Annotated in this window: 13 protein-coding genes; 4 read left to right on the forward strand and 9 right to left on the reverse strand. The window is 74.2% G+C overall.

Going from position 1 to position 13881, the window contains the following annotated elements:
• Positions 1–124: 124 nt before the first annotated feature.
• Entirely contained in the window at positions 125–1378 is a 1254-nt protein-coding gene (locus tag RM572_RS24135; protein WP_311675514.1) for a DUF5685 family protein, read from the reverse strand.
• Between the two features lie 322 nt (positions 1379–1700).
• Between RM572_RS24135 and RM572_RS24140 the strand changes: the two genes are divergently transcribed.
• Positions 1701–2147: a cell division protein SepF gene (locus tag RM572_RS24140; RefSeq protein ID WP_311675515.1), complete on the forward strand. Its 447-nt coding sequence runs from the start codon at positions 1701–1703 to the stop codon at positions 2145–2147.
• Between the two features lie 43 nt (positions 2148–2190).
• On the opposite strand, the gene RM572_RS24145 is transcribed toward RM572_RS24140, so the two are convergent.
• Positions 2191–3372: an acyl-CoA dehydrogenase family protein gene (locus RM572_RS24145; RefSeq protein ID WP_311675516.1), complete on the reverse strand. Its 1182-nt coding sequence runs from the start codon at positions 3370–3372 to the stop codon at positions 2191–2193.
• Between the two features lie 32 nt (positions 3373–3404).
• Positions 3405–5099: an MFS transporter gene (locus tag RM572_RS24150; RefSeq protein WP_311675517.1), complete on the reverse strand. Its 1695-nt coding sequence runs from the start codon at positions 5097–5099 to the stop codon at positions 3405–3407.
• Between the two features lie 473 nt (positions 5100–5572).
• Between RM572_RS24150 and RM572_RS24155 the strand changes: the two genes are divergently transcribed.
• On the forward strand, positions 5573–6529 hold the full coding sequence (locus RM572_RS24155; protein WP_311675518.1) for a phosphatase PAP2 family protein: 957 nt from the start codon (positions 5573–5575) through the stop codon (positions 6527–6529).
• Positions 6530–6587: 58 nt separating this feature from the next.
• On the opposite strand, the gene RM572_RS24160 is transcribed toward RM572_RS24155, so the two are convergent.
• Both RM572_RS24160 and RM572_RS24165 read right to left on the reverse strand, forming a co-directional pair.
• On the reverse strand, positions 6588–6803 hold the full coding sequence (locus tag RM572_RS24160; protein WP_311675519.1) for a hypothetical protein: 216 nt from the start codon (positions 6801–6803) through the stop codon (positions 6588–6590).
• 304 nt (positions 6804–7107) lie between these two features.
• Positions 7108–8073, reverse strand: coding sequence for a helix-turn-helix transcriptional regulator (locus RM572_RS24165; RefSeq protein ID WP_311675520.1), 966 nt, complete (start codon positions 8071–8073; stop codon positions 7108–7110).
• Between the two features lie 207 nt (positions 8074–8280).
• On the opposite strand from RM572_RS24165, the gene RM572_RS24170 reads away from it, so the two are divergent.
• Positions 8281–9075, forward strand: a complete 795-nt coding sequence (locus tag RM572_RS24170) for a hypothetical protein (RefSeq protein WP_394813698.1) — start codon at positions 8281–8283, stop codon at positions 9073–9075.
• A 122-nt stretch (positions 9076–9197) separates the two neighbouring features.
• Positions 9198–9563 carry a hypothetical protein gene (locus tag RM572_RS24175; RefSeq protein WP_311675522.1) on the forward strand — a complete coding sequence of 122 codons (366 nt, stop codon included), beginning with the start codon at positions 9198–9200 and terminating at the stop codon, positions 9561–9563.
• A 114-nt stretch (positions 9564–9677) separates the two neighbouring features.
• Here RM572_RS24175 and der read toward each other — a convergent pair whose 3' ends face one another.
• From der to RM572_RS24195, 4 genes are all read right to left on the reverse strand, one after another.
• The gene (gene der, locus RM572_RS24180; RefSeq protein ID WP_311675523.1) at positions 9678–11144 is read right to left on the reverse strand and encodes a ribosome biogenesis GTPase Der; all 1467 of its coding nucleotides are present in this window, start codon (positions 11142–11144) and stop codon (positions 9678–9680) included.
• A gap of 17 nt (positions 11145–11161) precedes the next feature.
• A complete protein-coding gene (locus RM572_RS24185; RefSeq protein ID WP_311675561.1) occupies positions 11162–11782 on the reverse strand; it encodes a lysophospholipid acyltransferase family protein in 621 nt (206 codons plus the stop codon).
• Between the two features lie 74 nt (positions 11783–11856).
• Positions 11857–12549, reverse strand: coding sequence for a (d)CMP kinase (gene cmk / locus RM572_RS24190; RefSeq protein WP_027762828.1), 693 nt, complete (start codon positions 12547–12549; stop codon positions 11857–11859).
• Positions 12550–12712: 163 nt separating this feature from the next.
• Positions 12713–13801: a prephenate dehydrogenase gene (locus RM572_RS24195; protein ID WP_311675524.1), complete on the reverse strand. Its 1089-nt coding sequence runs from the start codon at positions 13799–13801 to the stop codon at positions 12713–12715.
• Positions 13802–13881: the final 80 nt, after the last annotated feature.

The raw sequence follows: 13881 nt of genomic DNA on the forward strand, positions 1-13881 counted from the left end.
GACCGGCCCCCAAAGTCCGACTTATCCCCCACGGTAAACCCGCCGGTAGCCGGGGTCGAGCCCTCCGGGAAGGGCTTCGGGGCCCGCTCGGGACCGTCGCGGTGGGGCCGCGGCGGCGGGCGGCTCAGGCTCCGCAGTCGCAGCAGCAGCCGTCGCAGCCGCAGCAGTCGCACGCGCAGTCCCAGTTCCGGGAGCACCGCTCGCGCCTCTTGCGCCTCTTGCGCGACCAGGGCCCCTCGTACTCCTGGGCACAGCAGATCCGGCAGGTGCAGAGCAGGCCCAGGAAGGCCCCGCAGCCGGCGAGCAGCCCGCGGGGCGGCCGCTGCCCGTCGCCGGGCAGGTGCGCTCCCGGCCCGCCGGGGCCGCCCGGTCCGCCGGATCCGCCCCGTCCACCGGTGCCGGAAGGCCCGCCCGGGCCGAACGGGCCACCCGCGCCGTGGGGGTCGCCGCCGCCCGACGCGTACGGGTTGCCGGGGACCGGCTTGCCGAGGGGCACCGGGCCTGGCGCGCCGTGGCTGCAGGTGGTGGTGCCGAAGGCGCGGTCCACGGCGCGTGGCAGTTCGTGGGCCAGCAGCCGGTGCACGAGCCGGCCGTCGGCGAAGTCGACGTCTCGCAGGGCGAGCCGGACCCCGTGCGCCGCGTCATCGCACAGGCGCCGCACCTCGGGCAGGGGCGTGGCCGTGACCGTGACCGGGTTCCAGGCGCCCGCGGCCTCGTCGGCCGCACGGTCCTCCACGGCGTCGAGCAGGTGGGCGAGGCGGCCGAAGAGCCGCCCCGCCTCGGCGAGCGGGACGGAGTTGTGCGGACGTCCGGCGAGCACGGCGGTGTGGGCGAAGGCCGCGGCGGTGGCCGTCTCGGCGGGTTCGGTGACGGCGAGGAGGTCGCCGCCCGGACCGGCGGCGGCCTCCACCAGCGGCTGCCGGTCGACGGCGTCGACCAGCAGCGCGGTGTCGAAGCCGAGGGACGCGCCGGTGCGCGCTCCGGCCCGTTCCCAGCCGGTGGCGACCCGGCGGGCGGCCGCGGCCACCGGCCTGCGGGCGAGGAGTCCGTCTCCGTCGGCGACGTGGTCGCGGGTCTTCGCCGAGGCCAGGACCAGGGAGACCGAGGCGGCGAGCCGTGCGCCCTCCCCGTGCGCCACGGACGCGGTCCGCATGCCGCGCAGCGGGCACGGGCCGGCCGTACGCCTGCCTCCGCGCACGTCGGCCGTCTGGGCCTCGGTGAGAGCGGACAGCACGAGTCCGTCGTAGTTGGTGACCACACGGGCGAACTGCCCGTGGTCGGTGCGCAGGGCCAGGCACAGTCCGCAGAGGTGGGCCGCCCAGGCGCGCAGCATTTCCGTTCCCAGCCGATGGCGGCAGGGCCTGATGATTCCGAACATCGTTTCCCCCGTTACGTCGTGACAGCGCATCATCGCAGGAAGCGGGGGAAGGCTGGAAGCCACACCCCGGTCACCCGTATGTCGTTCCTGCCACCCGTCCGGAGGGAAGGGCAGAATCTTTCGCACCGTCATCACCCGTATACGGCAGGATCGCTGATCGGGCAGCATGATTTCTGCACCAGAACCGTCACGAAACACCCTCGGAGCGGCAATCCGCTTGGCGCATTGTCAGCCTCATGGAAGACCATAGGAATGGCGGGCCCCGCGGCGGGCCGGTCACGGCAGCACTTTCGAAGCCGCGCGCAGAGGAGAGGAGGCGTCCATGGGATCGGTGCGCAAGGCGAGTGCCTGGCTGGGCCTCGTCGACGACAGCGAGATGCGTTACTACGACGACGATTACGCCGAGGGGCCGGAGCCGGGCGACGCCGCCCGGGAGTCGTGGGTCACCGACCCCCGGGTACGGGTGACGGCCGAGACCGCGCAGGACCAGGGCACCCGCATCGCCACGATCACCCCGGACGGCTTCCGGGACGCGCGCGGCATCGGCGAGCTGTTCCGGGACGGCGTCCCGGTGATCGTGAACCTCACGTCCATGGAGTCCGCGGACGCCAAGCGGGTCGTGGACTTCGCCGCCGGGCTGACGTTCGGGCTGCGCGGCTCCATCGAGCGGGTGGCGACGCGGGTCTTCCTGCTCACCCCCGCCGACTACAAGATCGTCAGCGGTGAGGAGCGCCGCGCCTCCGAGGGCGGCTTCTTCAACCAGAGCTGAGGGAGGGACGTCCCGCCCGGGCGCCCCTCCCCCGCTCCGACGGTCAGCGGAAGGCGTCCACCCCGGTGAGCGCCTTGCCCAGGACGAGCTGATGCATCTCGACGGTGCCCTCGTAGGTGAGCACCGACTCCAGGTTGGTGGCGTGCCGCATCACCGGGTACTCCAGGGAGATGCCGTTCGCGCCGAGGATCGTGCGCGCGGTGCGGCAGATCTCGATGGCCTCGCGCACGTTGTTCAGCTTGCCGAAGCTCACCTGCTCCGGACGCAGCCTCCCGGCGTCCATACGCGTCCCCAGGTGGTGGGCGAGCAGGATGCCCTTGTGCAGCTCGACCGCCATGTCGGCCAGCTTGGCCTGCGTGAGCTGGAACCCGGCCAGCGGCTTCCCGAACTGCTCCCGGGTGCGGGAGTAGTCCAGGGCGCTCTCGAAGCTGGCGCGCGCGGCGCCCATCGATCCCCACACGATGCCGTAGCGGGCGTGGCTCAGGCAGCTGAGCGGACCGCGCAGCCCCTTCGCCTCCGGCAGCACGGCGTCGGCGGGCAGGCGCACTTCGTCGAGCACGAGTTCACTGGTCACAGAGGCGCGCAGGGACCACTTGTGCCGGATCTCGGGTGCGCTGAAGCCCGGGGTGTCGGTGGGCACCACGAAACCGCGGATGCCGTCGTCGGTGCCGGCCCAGACGACGGCGACGCCGGCCACCGAACCGTTGGTGATCCACATCTTGCGGCCGGTCAGCAGCCAGTCGGACCCGTCGCGCTTGGCGTAGGTGCGCATGCCCGCCGGGTCGGAGCCGTGGTCGGGCTCGGTGAGCCCGAAGCAGCCGATGACCTCACCGGAGGCCATCCGGGGCAGCCACCGCTCCTTCTGCTCCTCGCTGCCGAAGCGGTGGAGGGCGTACATGGCCAGCGAGCCCTGCACGGAGACCAGCGAACGAATGCCGGAGTCGGCGGCCTCCAGCTCCAGGCAGGCCAGACCGTACTGGACGGCGGACGCGCCCGCGCATCCGTAGCCGGTCAGCGACATGCCGAGGGCGCCGATCGAGCCGAGTTCGCGCGCCAGATCGCGGATGCCGGGCAGTTCGCCGCGCTCGTACCACTCGGCGATGTGCGGCAGCACCCGGTCGGCGGCCCAGGAGCGCACGGTGTCGCGGACCGCCCGGTCCTCGGGATCGAGCAGGTCCTCGAGGCCGAGCGGGTCGGCCGGGTCGAATGGCGGCAGCGCGGACATGCGTTCCTCCGGGGTGATCGTCTGGTCCGACGCTAGGTGCGTGCGGCGCCGCTGGACAAGAGGGCACCGGCGCCCTTGGCCGGTTGTTCCCGCTGCTCCCGCGCGCCGCGGGGGCCGTGCTCGCCCCGTGCGGGGCGCGGCGGGTCCGCGGGGCGGCGGGCGGTGTCCGCGCTGCCCGGCAGCCGCAGCGCGGCCAGCGCGCCGAGCAGCAGCAGTCCGGCGCTGACGAGGAGCGTGACGTGCAGACCGTGCACGAACGCGCTGCGGGCGGCGGCCATCAGCGCCTCCCCCGCCACGCCGTCGAGCCGCTCGGCGACGCCGTACGCCTCGCCGAGCGAGTGTCCGGCGTCTCTGCTCGCCGCGGACGGCACCCCGGGCAGGTCCCGTACGCCCGGAGCGTAGGCGGCGTTCATCACGCTGCCCAGCAGCGCTATCCCGACGCCCGCGCCGAGCTGGTACGCCGTCTCTCCCACCGCCGCGGCACCGCCCGCACGGTCCGCGGGCGCCTCGCTGAGCATCGACTCGTAGCAGCCGAACAGCGTCGTCTCGAGACCGAAGCCGAGGAGGACGAACGCGCCGACGAGCAGCACGGGCCGGTCGTCCTGGCCGACGACCGCGATCAGGCAGAGCACCGCGAGCGCCGTCACCCCGAAGCCGAGCGCGACCATCAGCCGGGGGCCCATCAGGCGCAGCATGCGGGCGCCGACCAGCCCGGCGGCGATCGCGGCGACGGAGAGCGGCAGCAGCCGCAGCCCGGTCTCCAGCGGCGACAGGCCGAGCACGAGCTGGAGGTACTGCGCGGCGAGGAGCGCCAGCCCGACCAGGGCGAGGACGGTGAGCACGATGCAGCCCAGCGACGTCCCGAACGCGGGGCGGGCGAGCGCCTTCATGTCGATCAGCGGGTGCGCGTGCCGGCGCTGCCTGCGGACGAACGCCGCCAGCAGCGCCGCACCGGCGAGCAGCGGGAGCAGGGTGCCCGGGGCCAGCGGCGCGCCGTCCCCGGCCTGCTTCACGCCGAGGATCACGCCGAACAGGCCGGCGGCGGCGAGCAGGGCGCCGAGCACGTCCCAGGGTCCGTCCCCCGACCCGGTCGACTCGGGAAGGAGCCGGCGGCCGACGGGCAGGCTGACCGCCATCAGCGGAATGTTGATCAGGAAGACCGCGCCCCACCAGAAGTGCTCCAGCAGGAGACCTCCGAAGAGCGGGCCGAGCGCGGCCCCCACCGCGGCCACCGCGCTCCAGACGCCGACGGCGAGCGCGCGCTCCCTCCGGTCGGTGAAGACCTGCCGGAGGATGGACAGCGTGGCCGGCATGATCATCGCTCCGCCGACGCCGAGCAGCGCCCGGGCGCCGATGAGCGTCTCCGGGGTGTGCGCGTACGCGGCGAGCGCGGAGGCGAGCGCGAAGATGCCGTAGCCGAGCAGCAGCACCCGCCGCCGGCCGGTGCGGTCGCCGAGGGTGCCGAAGAGGATGAGCAGCGACGCACAGACCAGCGGGTAGGCGTCGACGATCCAGAGCAGCTGTGTCGAGGTCGGCTGCAGGTCCTGGGACACGGCGGGGACGGCGACGTGCAGGACGGTGGCGTCGACGGAGACCAGCAGCAGGCTGGCGCAGAGGACCACGAGGACGGTCCAGCGTCCCGCCCCGCGGTCGCCTGCGGGGGGTGGAGCGGACCTCTGTGCGGGGACTTCCGCCGTCTCGCGTGCCACGGGAGTGTTCCCGGGCATGTACGCACCTCCTCCTGCACTCGCCGCCGTCGGCCACCGCGGGGAATGCCGGGCGCGGCGGGGTTGTCGCCCGGCTCGGTGCTTCGGGCACGAGAGGGCGACAGCGTACGCGAGTCCGCGGCCGGTTCCCGTGGCGCCTGTCACGTGCGCGGGCCGACCACGCAGGCCCGCCGTGTGCGGAGGGGACAGCGGGGGTACCCGTGGTGGTCGCACGACCGCCCGCCGTGCACACGCCGGTGAACGGACGTGCGGACGTGCACGGGAATTCCGCATTAAGCGGCGGTTAACGCCGTCCCGCCCTTCCGGGAACTCCTTACGCGGCGACCCGGTGGTGGAATGCGAGTCGACCGAGGGAATTGAGCGGCGAAATGCGAGGGATAAGACCGGGAACGAGACGAACTCCACATCACATCGGCATCACAAAGGCGCGGACACGCGCGTTCACCTCACCGACGCGTTGTAACGTCGACTGGGTGCGTACCGACCGATTGCTCGCCAGGCTCGAGCAGGAGCCCGAGCGGCCCAGCAACCCCGCCCCGCGGATGAGCGGGACCCGCAAGGTCCTGTTCGCCGCGACGGGAGTCGTGTACGCACTCATCGTGGCCGCCGTCCTGCTGACCACCGAACTGGTGCGCTGGGACTGGCAGCTGATGCTCCTGAGGCCCTACAAGCAGTGGCCGGAGTTCCACGCCTTCCTGGACTACTTCGTCGTCCTGGGCCAGCGCGGACCGACGGCCGTGCTGGTGGCGGCCTGGCTGGGCTGGCGCTCCTGGCGCCAGCGCACCCTCCGCCCCCTGCTGGTCCTGGCCTCCGCACTGCTGGTCCTCAACGTGTCGGTCGGCGCGGTGAAGATCGGCCTGGGCCGCCTCGGCCCGCACTACGCCACGCAGGTCGGCTCGGCCGAGCTCTTCGCCGGCGGCGACATATTCCCCTCCGGGCACACCGCGAACGCGGTCGTGACCTGGGGAATCCTGGCGTATCTGGCGACCACCCCGCGCGCCCGGCGGGTGCTGTCCGTGGTGGCTGCCGTGTTCGCCCTCGGAGTGGGGGCCACCACCGTCTACCTGGGTACGCACTGGCTGAGCGACGTGCTGCTGGGCTGGGTGGCCGGCCTGATCATCCTCCTGGGCCTGCCGTGGTGCGAGCCGTCGATCGCCCGGGTGGAGGCGAAGATCTACGCCTACCGCGAGCGCCTGCGGCCCGTCGGCCGGGCCCGGCCGTTCCCGGTCCCGGTGACCCCGGTGACCGGCCCGCCGGCCGTCGCCCGCGCGGGGCACGGTGACGGGCAGCACACCGGGGCGCACGCCGAGCCGACGGGCGCCGGGCGCGCCGCCTCCGTGCGGGGCCACACCACGGGGCGGGCCCACCCCGCACGCGGGGACCGGCCGTCCGCGACGCGTACCGCGACGCTGGGGCCGCGGGGACGCTGAGGTACGGCGCCTCCGCCGCCCCGGCCCGCGGGGTCGGCACACCCGGCCGGGGCGGCTGTCAGCCCTTCCAGGAGCGCACCACGGTGCCGTCCCGGACGGCGAGGTTCAGCCGACCGGAGAGGAACTCCATGGTGATGATCGCGTCCGGGGCGAGGGTGCGGACGGTGGACCAGCCCTGCTCGCGCGCCCGCCGTTCGGCGTCGTCGGCGGCGAGCCCCACGTAGCGTTCGGGGTCGTCCTGCGGGGAGTCGGGATCTGCGGATTCGGGTGCCATGGCCGCCACCGTACGGCGCGGCGGCGCGGGCGCGGAAGTCCGGGCCGTATCCGCGGGGCGTCACACTTGTGTCACAACGTGGAACACTCGCGTGGCGTTATCCGTTCACCCGTTCGCGCGATGCGAGGGTGAACGGTCGGCGGGGTGGGAATTCCCTCCCCTCACCGTCGTCGGACGCCTCCGGGAATTGCACGGGAGGGCCCGTTTTTCGGTCTTCTGTTCTCCTGCGGCCACAGAGGTATTCACCCGTTTCCGGTGGATGTCGGCACGCCCCGGAATTCCCCCGCACCGTCCGGAAGGCGGGTCACGGTTCGCCCAGCGCACGCCCCAGCCGGTCCCGGAGGGAACGCAGGTGGGCGGCCAGCTCCACGGGCTCGCGGACCTCGAAGTCGATGCCGAGCATCACCAGGTGCACGGACATGAGGTCCAGCGAATGCGCCCCGGTGCGCAGCAGGCAGCTGCGCTCGTCCACGCCCTCCAGGGTGCCCGTGGACAGCGAGACGCGTTCCGCCGCCTCCTCCACCGGGGCGTGCAGCAGGACGGTGGCCCGCTCGGCGTACACCCTCGTCGAGACGCCTTCCGAGACCCAGGCGGCCAGGTCCTCCGCAGGCGGGGTGCGCGGGGTGAATCCCGGGCCGTGCGGCGGCTTCGGTGTGAGGCGGTCGGCCCGGTAGGTGCGCCAGTCCCCACGGTCCCGGTCCCAGCCCACCAGGTACCAGCGGCGCGCGGTGCTCACCAGCCGGTACGGCTCCACGACGCGCCGCGACTCCTCCCCGTCGTGCGCCCGGTAGGAGAACCGCAGCACCTGGTGGTCCCGGCAGGCGTGAGCGAGTTCGGTGATGGTGGCGGGATCGACGGCGGGCCCGCGAGGGGGGCGCGCCATCGGCACGGTGTAGGCGGTCAGCGCCCCGACCCTGCGGCGCAGCCGGTGCGGCAGCACCTGCTCCAGCTTGGCCAGCGCGCGGCCCGAGGACTCGTCGATGCCGCGGACGCCGAGCTGCGCGGCAGCCTGGAGGCCCACGGCCACGGCGACCGCCTCGTCGTCGTCCAGCAGCAGTGGGGGCAGCTCGGCGCCCGCGCCCAGCCGGTAGCCGCCGGACGTGCCGGTCGAGGAGTGCACGGGGTAGCCCAGGCCGCGGAGCTTGTCCACGTCCCGGCGCACCGTGCGGGGGGTGACGCCGAGGCGCGCGGCGAGATCGGCGCCCGACCACTCCCGGTGGGCCTGGAGCAGGGACAGCAGACGCAGCAGGCGTGCGGAGGTCTCCACCATGCGGAGGAGTCTGCCAGGCATGGAGGACGGTTCCGGTCCTCGAAGAGGGCGGGCCACCTTACGCGCCTCGACGCCGCCCGGCAGCCCGCTGCCCCAAGGTGCACTCGATCCGGCGAACCCGGCGTCCCGCACGTGACCGCCGGAGTGACGCGCCGGTTGGCCGGGCGGACAGTCATCCGCGAGAAGCCAGGAGTCCCCGTGCCCCCCATGCTCGACGTCAGCGACGCCGTACGCGCCGAGATCGGCGACGAAGAAGCCGGCCGGCTGCTGGCCGGGGAGAACGCCCCGGGCAGCTACGACTGCACCTCGTGCCGTACCCCCGGCGACACCGGCCGGGAGCCCACCAGCACCGTGCTCTTCGTGGGCGACGAGACGGCCGTGCTCGCCTTCGCGCACTCCGCCTGCGTGCCGTCCCAGGTGGTGCGGGTGTCGGAGGAACAGCTCCAGGGCGCCGTGGCCACCATCACCGGCGGGCAGAACCCGGCCGCGGGAGCCGACGCGGGCACGCTCGGCGGCGCCCCGCGCCAGGCCGTGCTCGGAGTCACCTGCGGGCAGGTACTGATCGGCGACACGCTGCACCCCGCGATCGTGGTGGAGCCCACCGGTCCGATCGCCCGGCCGGGCACCGACGGTCCGGGCGACGACTTCCTGCCGATGCTGATCGAGGAGGGCTTCAAGCCCGTCGCGGACGTGGACACCACTCCCGGCACGGTGGACGGCTGGTCCGTGCTGATGGCCGTCGGCCAGCTGCACGGCATCCTCCAGCCGCCGCCGGAGGGCACCACGCAGCCCACCTCCTGGTGGCAGGCCCACCAGCCGCTGGACGTCACCGAGGGCTGGCGCACCGCAGCCAACAAGAACCACACGGTGCTGGTGTACGCCTCCCCGCACGGCACCATCGGGCAGCAGCCGCGTGAGGACCTGCTGCGCGACGCGCTGGAGAAGTCGGCGCGGCGCGGCACGCTGGTGGCCGCGGCGATGCCGCTCGCCGGAACGTCCTGAGGCACCGCGGCCGCCCGGGACCGCCCCGCGGCGGCCGCTCCTCTCCCCCGCTCCATCCCATCGATCAGGTCATTCGCCGCCCGGCCCCGCATCCGCCGGGCGGCGGTGTCGTTTGGACAGTCGTGCAGCCCTACGAATCCAGCAGCGACCCCGCCCCGCGCCACGGTCACGTCCCCGCCATGCGGCATCCGCACGGAGTCTCCGGCGCGCCGGGCACGTCCGTCGCCTCCGTGTACCCGGCGTACCCGCGCTCGGCGACGCCCATCTACGACGCGCTCTACGCCGAGTACCAGCGGCTCTTCCGGGCGCTGCCCGGCGACAGGACGGGCGAGGAGGAGATGCGCTTCGAGCGGTTCGAACGCGTCGGGCGTCTCGACTCCCTGCGGCCGCTCGACGGTGGTGCGTGGGGCGAGCAGCCCACCACGCGGCGCCCCGCCCGCGCGGCCCTGCCGCCCGCGCCGCGCGACGGCCACGGGTACGGGCTGTAGCCCCGCCCGGCACCGCCGCGGGGCCGGAACACGCCTGTTCCCGGCCCCTGCGGTGCGCCGTCCCGTTCCCCCGTGCGCCTGCGGCCCCGGGGCGGCCCACTCACCCCCCGCGCGTCACTTCTTCCTGCCGCGCTTCTCCCGCACCCGTACGGACAGGTGGATCGGCGTGCCCTCGAAGCCGAACTGCTCGCGCAGCCTGCGCTCGACGAACCGCCGGTAGCCGGCCTCCAGGAAGCCGGAGGCGAAGAGGACGAAGCGGGGCGGGCGGGTGCCCGCCTGGGTGCCGAAGAGGATGCGCGGCTGCTTGCCGCCGCGCACCGGATGCGGGTGGGAGGCGACGATCTCGCCGAGGAAGGCGTTGAGTCGTCCGGTCGGGACGCGCGTCTCCCAGCCGTCCAGCGCCGTCTCGATCGCCGGGACGAGCTTCTCCATGTGCCGTCCGGTGCGCGCCGAGACGTTGACCCGGGGCGCCCACTGCACCTGTCCGAGGTCCCGCTCGATCTCGCGCTCGAGGTAGAAGCGGCGCTCCTCGTCCAGGGTGTCCCACTTGTTGTACGCCAGCACCAGCGCGCGGCCCGCGTCCACCGCCATGCTGATGATGCGCAGATCCTGCACGCTGATCGATTCGCTGACGTCGACGAGGACGACGGCGACCTCCGCCTTCTCGAGCGCGGCGGCGGTGCGCAGCGAGGCGTAGTAGTCGGCGCCCTCCTGGAGGTGGACGCGGCGGCGGATACCGGCGGTGTCCACGAACTTCCACGTCACGCCGCCGAGTTCGATCAGTTCGTCGACGGGGTCGCGGGTGGTGCCGGCCGTGTCGTCGACGACGACCCGGTTCTCCCCCGCCACCTTGTTCAGCAGCGAGGACTTGCCGACGTTGGGGCGGCCGATGAGGGCGATGCGGCGCGGGCCGCCGAGTCCGCCCCCGAAGGTCTGCTGCGGGGCGTCGGGCAGCACCTTCAGCACCTCGTCCAGCATGTCGCCGGTGCCCCGGCCGTGCAGCGCGGACACCGGGTGCGGCTCGCCCAGGCCCAGCGACCAGAGGTAGGCGGCGTCGGCCTCGCCGGACGGACCGTCGACCTTGTTGGCGCACAGCACCACCGGCTTGCCCGCCCGGCGCAGCAGCTTGACGACGGCCTCGTCGGTGTCGGTGGCGCCGACCACGGCGTCCACGACGAACACCACGGCGTCGGCCGCCTCGATGGCGAACTCAGCCTGCGCCGCCACGGAGGCGTCGATGCCGAGCACGTCCTGCTCCCAGCCGCCGGTGTCGACGACCTTGAAGCGGCGGCCCGACCACTCGGCCTCGTAGGTCACCCGGTCGCGGGTGACGCCCGGCCGGTCCTCGACGACCGCTTCGCGGCGGCCGATGATGCGGTTCACCAGGGTCGACTTGCCGACGTTGGGGCGGCCGATGACGGCGAGCACGGGGAGCGGGCCGTGACTCGCCTCGCCGAGTGCGCCTTCGACCTCGTCGAGGTCGAAGCCCTCCTCGGCGGCGAGTTCCATGAACTCCGTGTACTCGGCGTCGCCGAGTTCGCCGTGGTCGTGACCGTCGCCGGTCGCGTGCTGCTCGTTCATGCCGTCGTGGTCCTCGTTCACTGTGCTCGTTTCCCGTTCGGGTGGGTACTGCGGCGGCCGGTCAGCGCCCGGGCTTCGGCCAGGTGCTCGGTCAGCCGCTGCTGGATGCGTACGGTCGCGGCGTCCAGGGCCGCGCGCGTACGCCGGCCCGAGCCGTCCCCGGCGTCGAAGGGCTCGCCGAACACCACGTCCACCCGGCCGCGCAGCGGCGGCAGCGCGCCGACGACGCGGCTGCGCCGCTCGGCGCTCCCCAGTACCGCGACCGGTACGACGGGGGCGCCGGAACGCAGCGCGAAGTACGAGAGGCCGCCGCGCAGCGAGGCGAAGTCCCCCTCGCCGCGCGTGCCTTCGGGGAATATCCCCAGCACTCCGCCCTGCGCGAGGACGCCCAGGGCGTCGGTCGTGGCGGCCCGGTCGGCCGCGTGCCGGTCGACGCCGATCTGCCCGATGGAGCGCAGGAACGGGCCCAGCGGGCCGACGAACGCCTCCTTCTTGATCAGGAAGTGCACCGGGCGCGGCGAGGTGCCGAGCAGCAGCGGGCCGTCGATGTTGTGGCTGTGGTTGACGGCGAGGATCGCGGGCCCGGTCGCGGGGACGCGCCAGGCGCCCAGCACGCGCGGCTGCCACAGGCCGTGCATCAGACCGATGGCGATCCCGCGGCCGACGGCGGCGCCGCGCGGCCCGGGACCGGCCGGTCCGGGACCGGTACCGCTCACCGCGCCTGCTGCTTGTCTTCGACGAGGGTGACCACGCACTCGATGACCTGCTCCAGGGTGAGGTCCGTGGTGTCGACCTCGACCGCGTCGTCGGCCTTCTTCAGCGGGGACGTCTTGCGGCTGGAGTCGGCGGTGTCCCGCTGGAGCAGCGCCGCGCGGGTCGCGGCCAGGTCGGTGGCCTCCGCTCCCTTCAGCTCACCGCTGCGGCGGGCCGCGCGCGCCTCGGGGGAGGCGGTGAGGAAGACCTTCAGGTCGGCGTCGGGGAGCACGGTGGTGCCGATGTCACGGCCTTCGACGACGATGCCGCCCGGCGCCTCGGTCGCGATGGCCCGCTGCAGCGCGGTGATCCGCTCCCGCACCTCGGGGACGGCGCTGACCGCGCTGACCGCCGCGGTGACCTCCTTGGTCCGGATCGGGCCGCTCGCGTCGGCGCCGTCCGCGGTGATCGTGGGAGCGGCCGGGTCGGTGCCGGAGACGATGTCCGGGCGTCCGGCGGCGGCCGCGACGGCGGCCGGGTCGTCGACGTCCGTACCGTGGCTGAGCATCCACCAGGTGAGGGCCCGGTACTGCGCCCCGGTGTCGAGGTAGCGCAGCCCGAGCTTGGCGGCGACCGCCTTGGAGGTGCTGGACTTGCCGGTGCCGGAGGGACCGTCGATGGCGACGATGACGGGGGCCGGGGCGGTTTGCACGGTGAAGTGGACCTTTCTCGGGCACCGGGTTCGGATCACGCGGGGCGGGGCGCACGGTGCTGCGCTGGGGCCCCGCACAAGGCTACCGGCTCCCGGACGGCCTCCGTCCCGGGAGGGCGGCCGGACCGGAGGGCACCCCGGCAGGGCGCGCAGGGCGGGCGGGCTACTGCGTGCGCAGCGCCCAGCCGCGTTCCCTGAGGGCCGCGGTGAGGACGGCGACGGCCGCGGGGTCGACCATCAGCTGGACGTGGCCGGCCTGCTGCCCCGTGGCGTGCTCGATGCGTACGTCCTCGATGTTGACGCCCGCGGCGCCGGCGTCCGCGAAGATCCGCGCCAGCTCGCCCGGCCGGTCGCTGATCAGCACCGCCACCGTCTCGTAGGCGGCGGGTGCCTGGCCGTGCTTGCCCGGGACGCGGGACCGGCCGGCGTTGCCGCGCCGCAGCACGTCCTCGATGCCGAGCGCCCCGCTGCCGCGCTTGGCCTCGTCGTGGGAGTCCAGCGACCGCAGCGCGGACACCGTCTCCGCGAGGTCCGCGGCGACCTCGGCGAGGATGTCGGCGACCGGGCCGGGGTTGGCGGAGAGGATGTCGATCCACATCCGCGGGTCGGAGGCGGCGATCCGCGTCACGTCGCGGATGCCCTGGCCGCACAGGCGTACGGCGGTCTCGTCCGCGCTCTCCAGCCGTGCCGCGACCATGCTGGACAGCAGCTGCGGGGTGTGCGAGACCAGCGCGACGGCACGGTCGTGCGCGTCGGCGTCCATCAGCACCGGCACCGCCCGGCACAGCGCGACCAGCTCCAGCGCGAGGTTGAGCACCTCGGTCTCGGTCTCCCGCGTCGGGGTGAGCACCCAGGGCCTGCCCTCGAACAGGTCGGCGGTGGCGGCCAGCGGACCGGACTGCTCCCGCCCGGACATCGGGTGCGTCCCCAGGTAGCTGGTCAGGTCGCCGCCGGCCGCGGTCAGCTCGCGTCGCGGTCCGCCCTTGACGCTGCCCACGTCCAGGTAGGCGCGGGCCAGGCCGGCCCGCTGCGCCTCGGCCACGGTGGCCGCCAGGTGTGCCGGGGGCACCGCCACGACGGCGAGGTCGACGGGGGCCTCCGGCTCCGCCGCGGTGCCGGCGCCCAGCGCGGCCGCGGTCCGCGCCCGCTCGGGGTCGGCGTCCCGCAGGTACACCCGCACACCGCGCGCCGCGAGCGCGAGGGCCGCGGAGGTGCCGATGAGACCGGAGCCGATGACGAGGGCGGTGCGCATGGCGTACAGCCTACGGACCGGCCGGGGCCCCCGCCCGCGTCGTCCGCCCCTCGGGCCCCCGGGACCTTCCGGTCATGGGT

The sequence above is a fragment of the Streptomyces hazeniae genome, assembly GCF_031845485.1.
In the GTDB taxonomy this organism is placed as follows: domain Bacteria; phylum Actinomycetota; class Actinomycetes; order Streptomycetales; family Streptomycetaceae; genus Streptomyces; species Streptomyces hazeniae.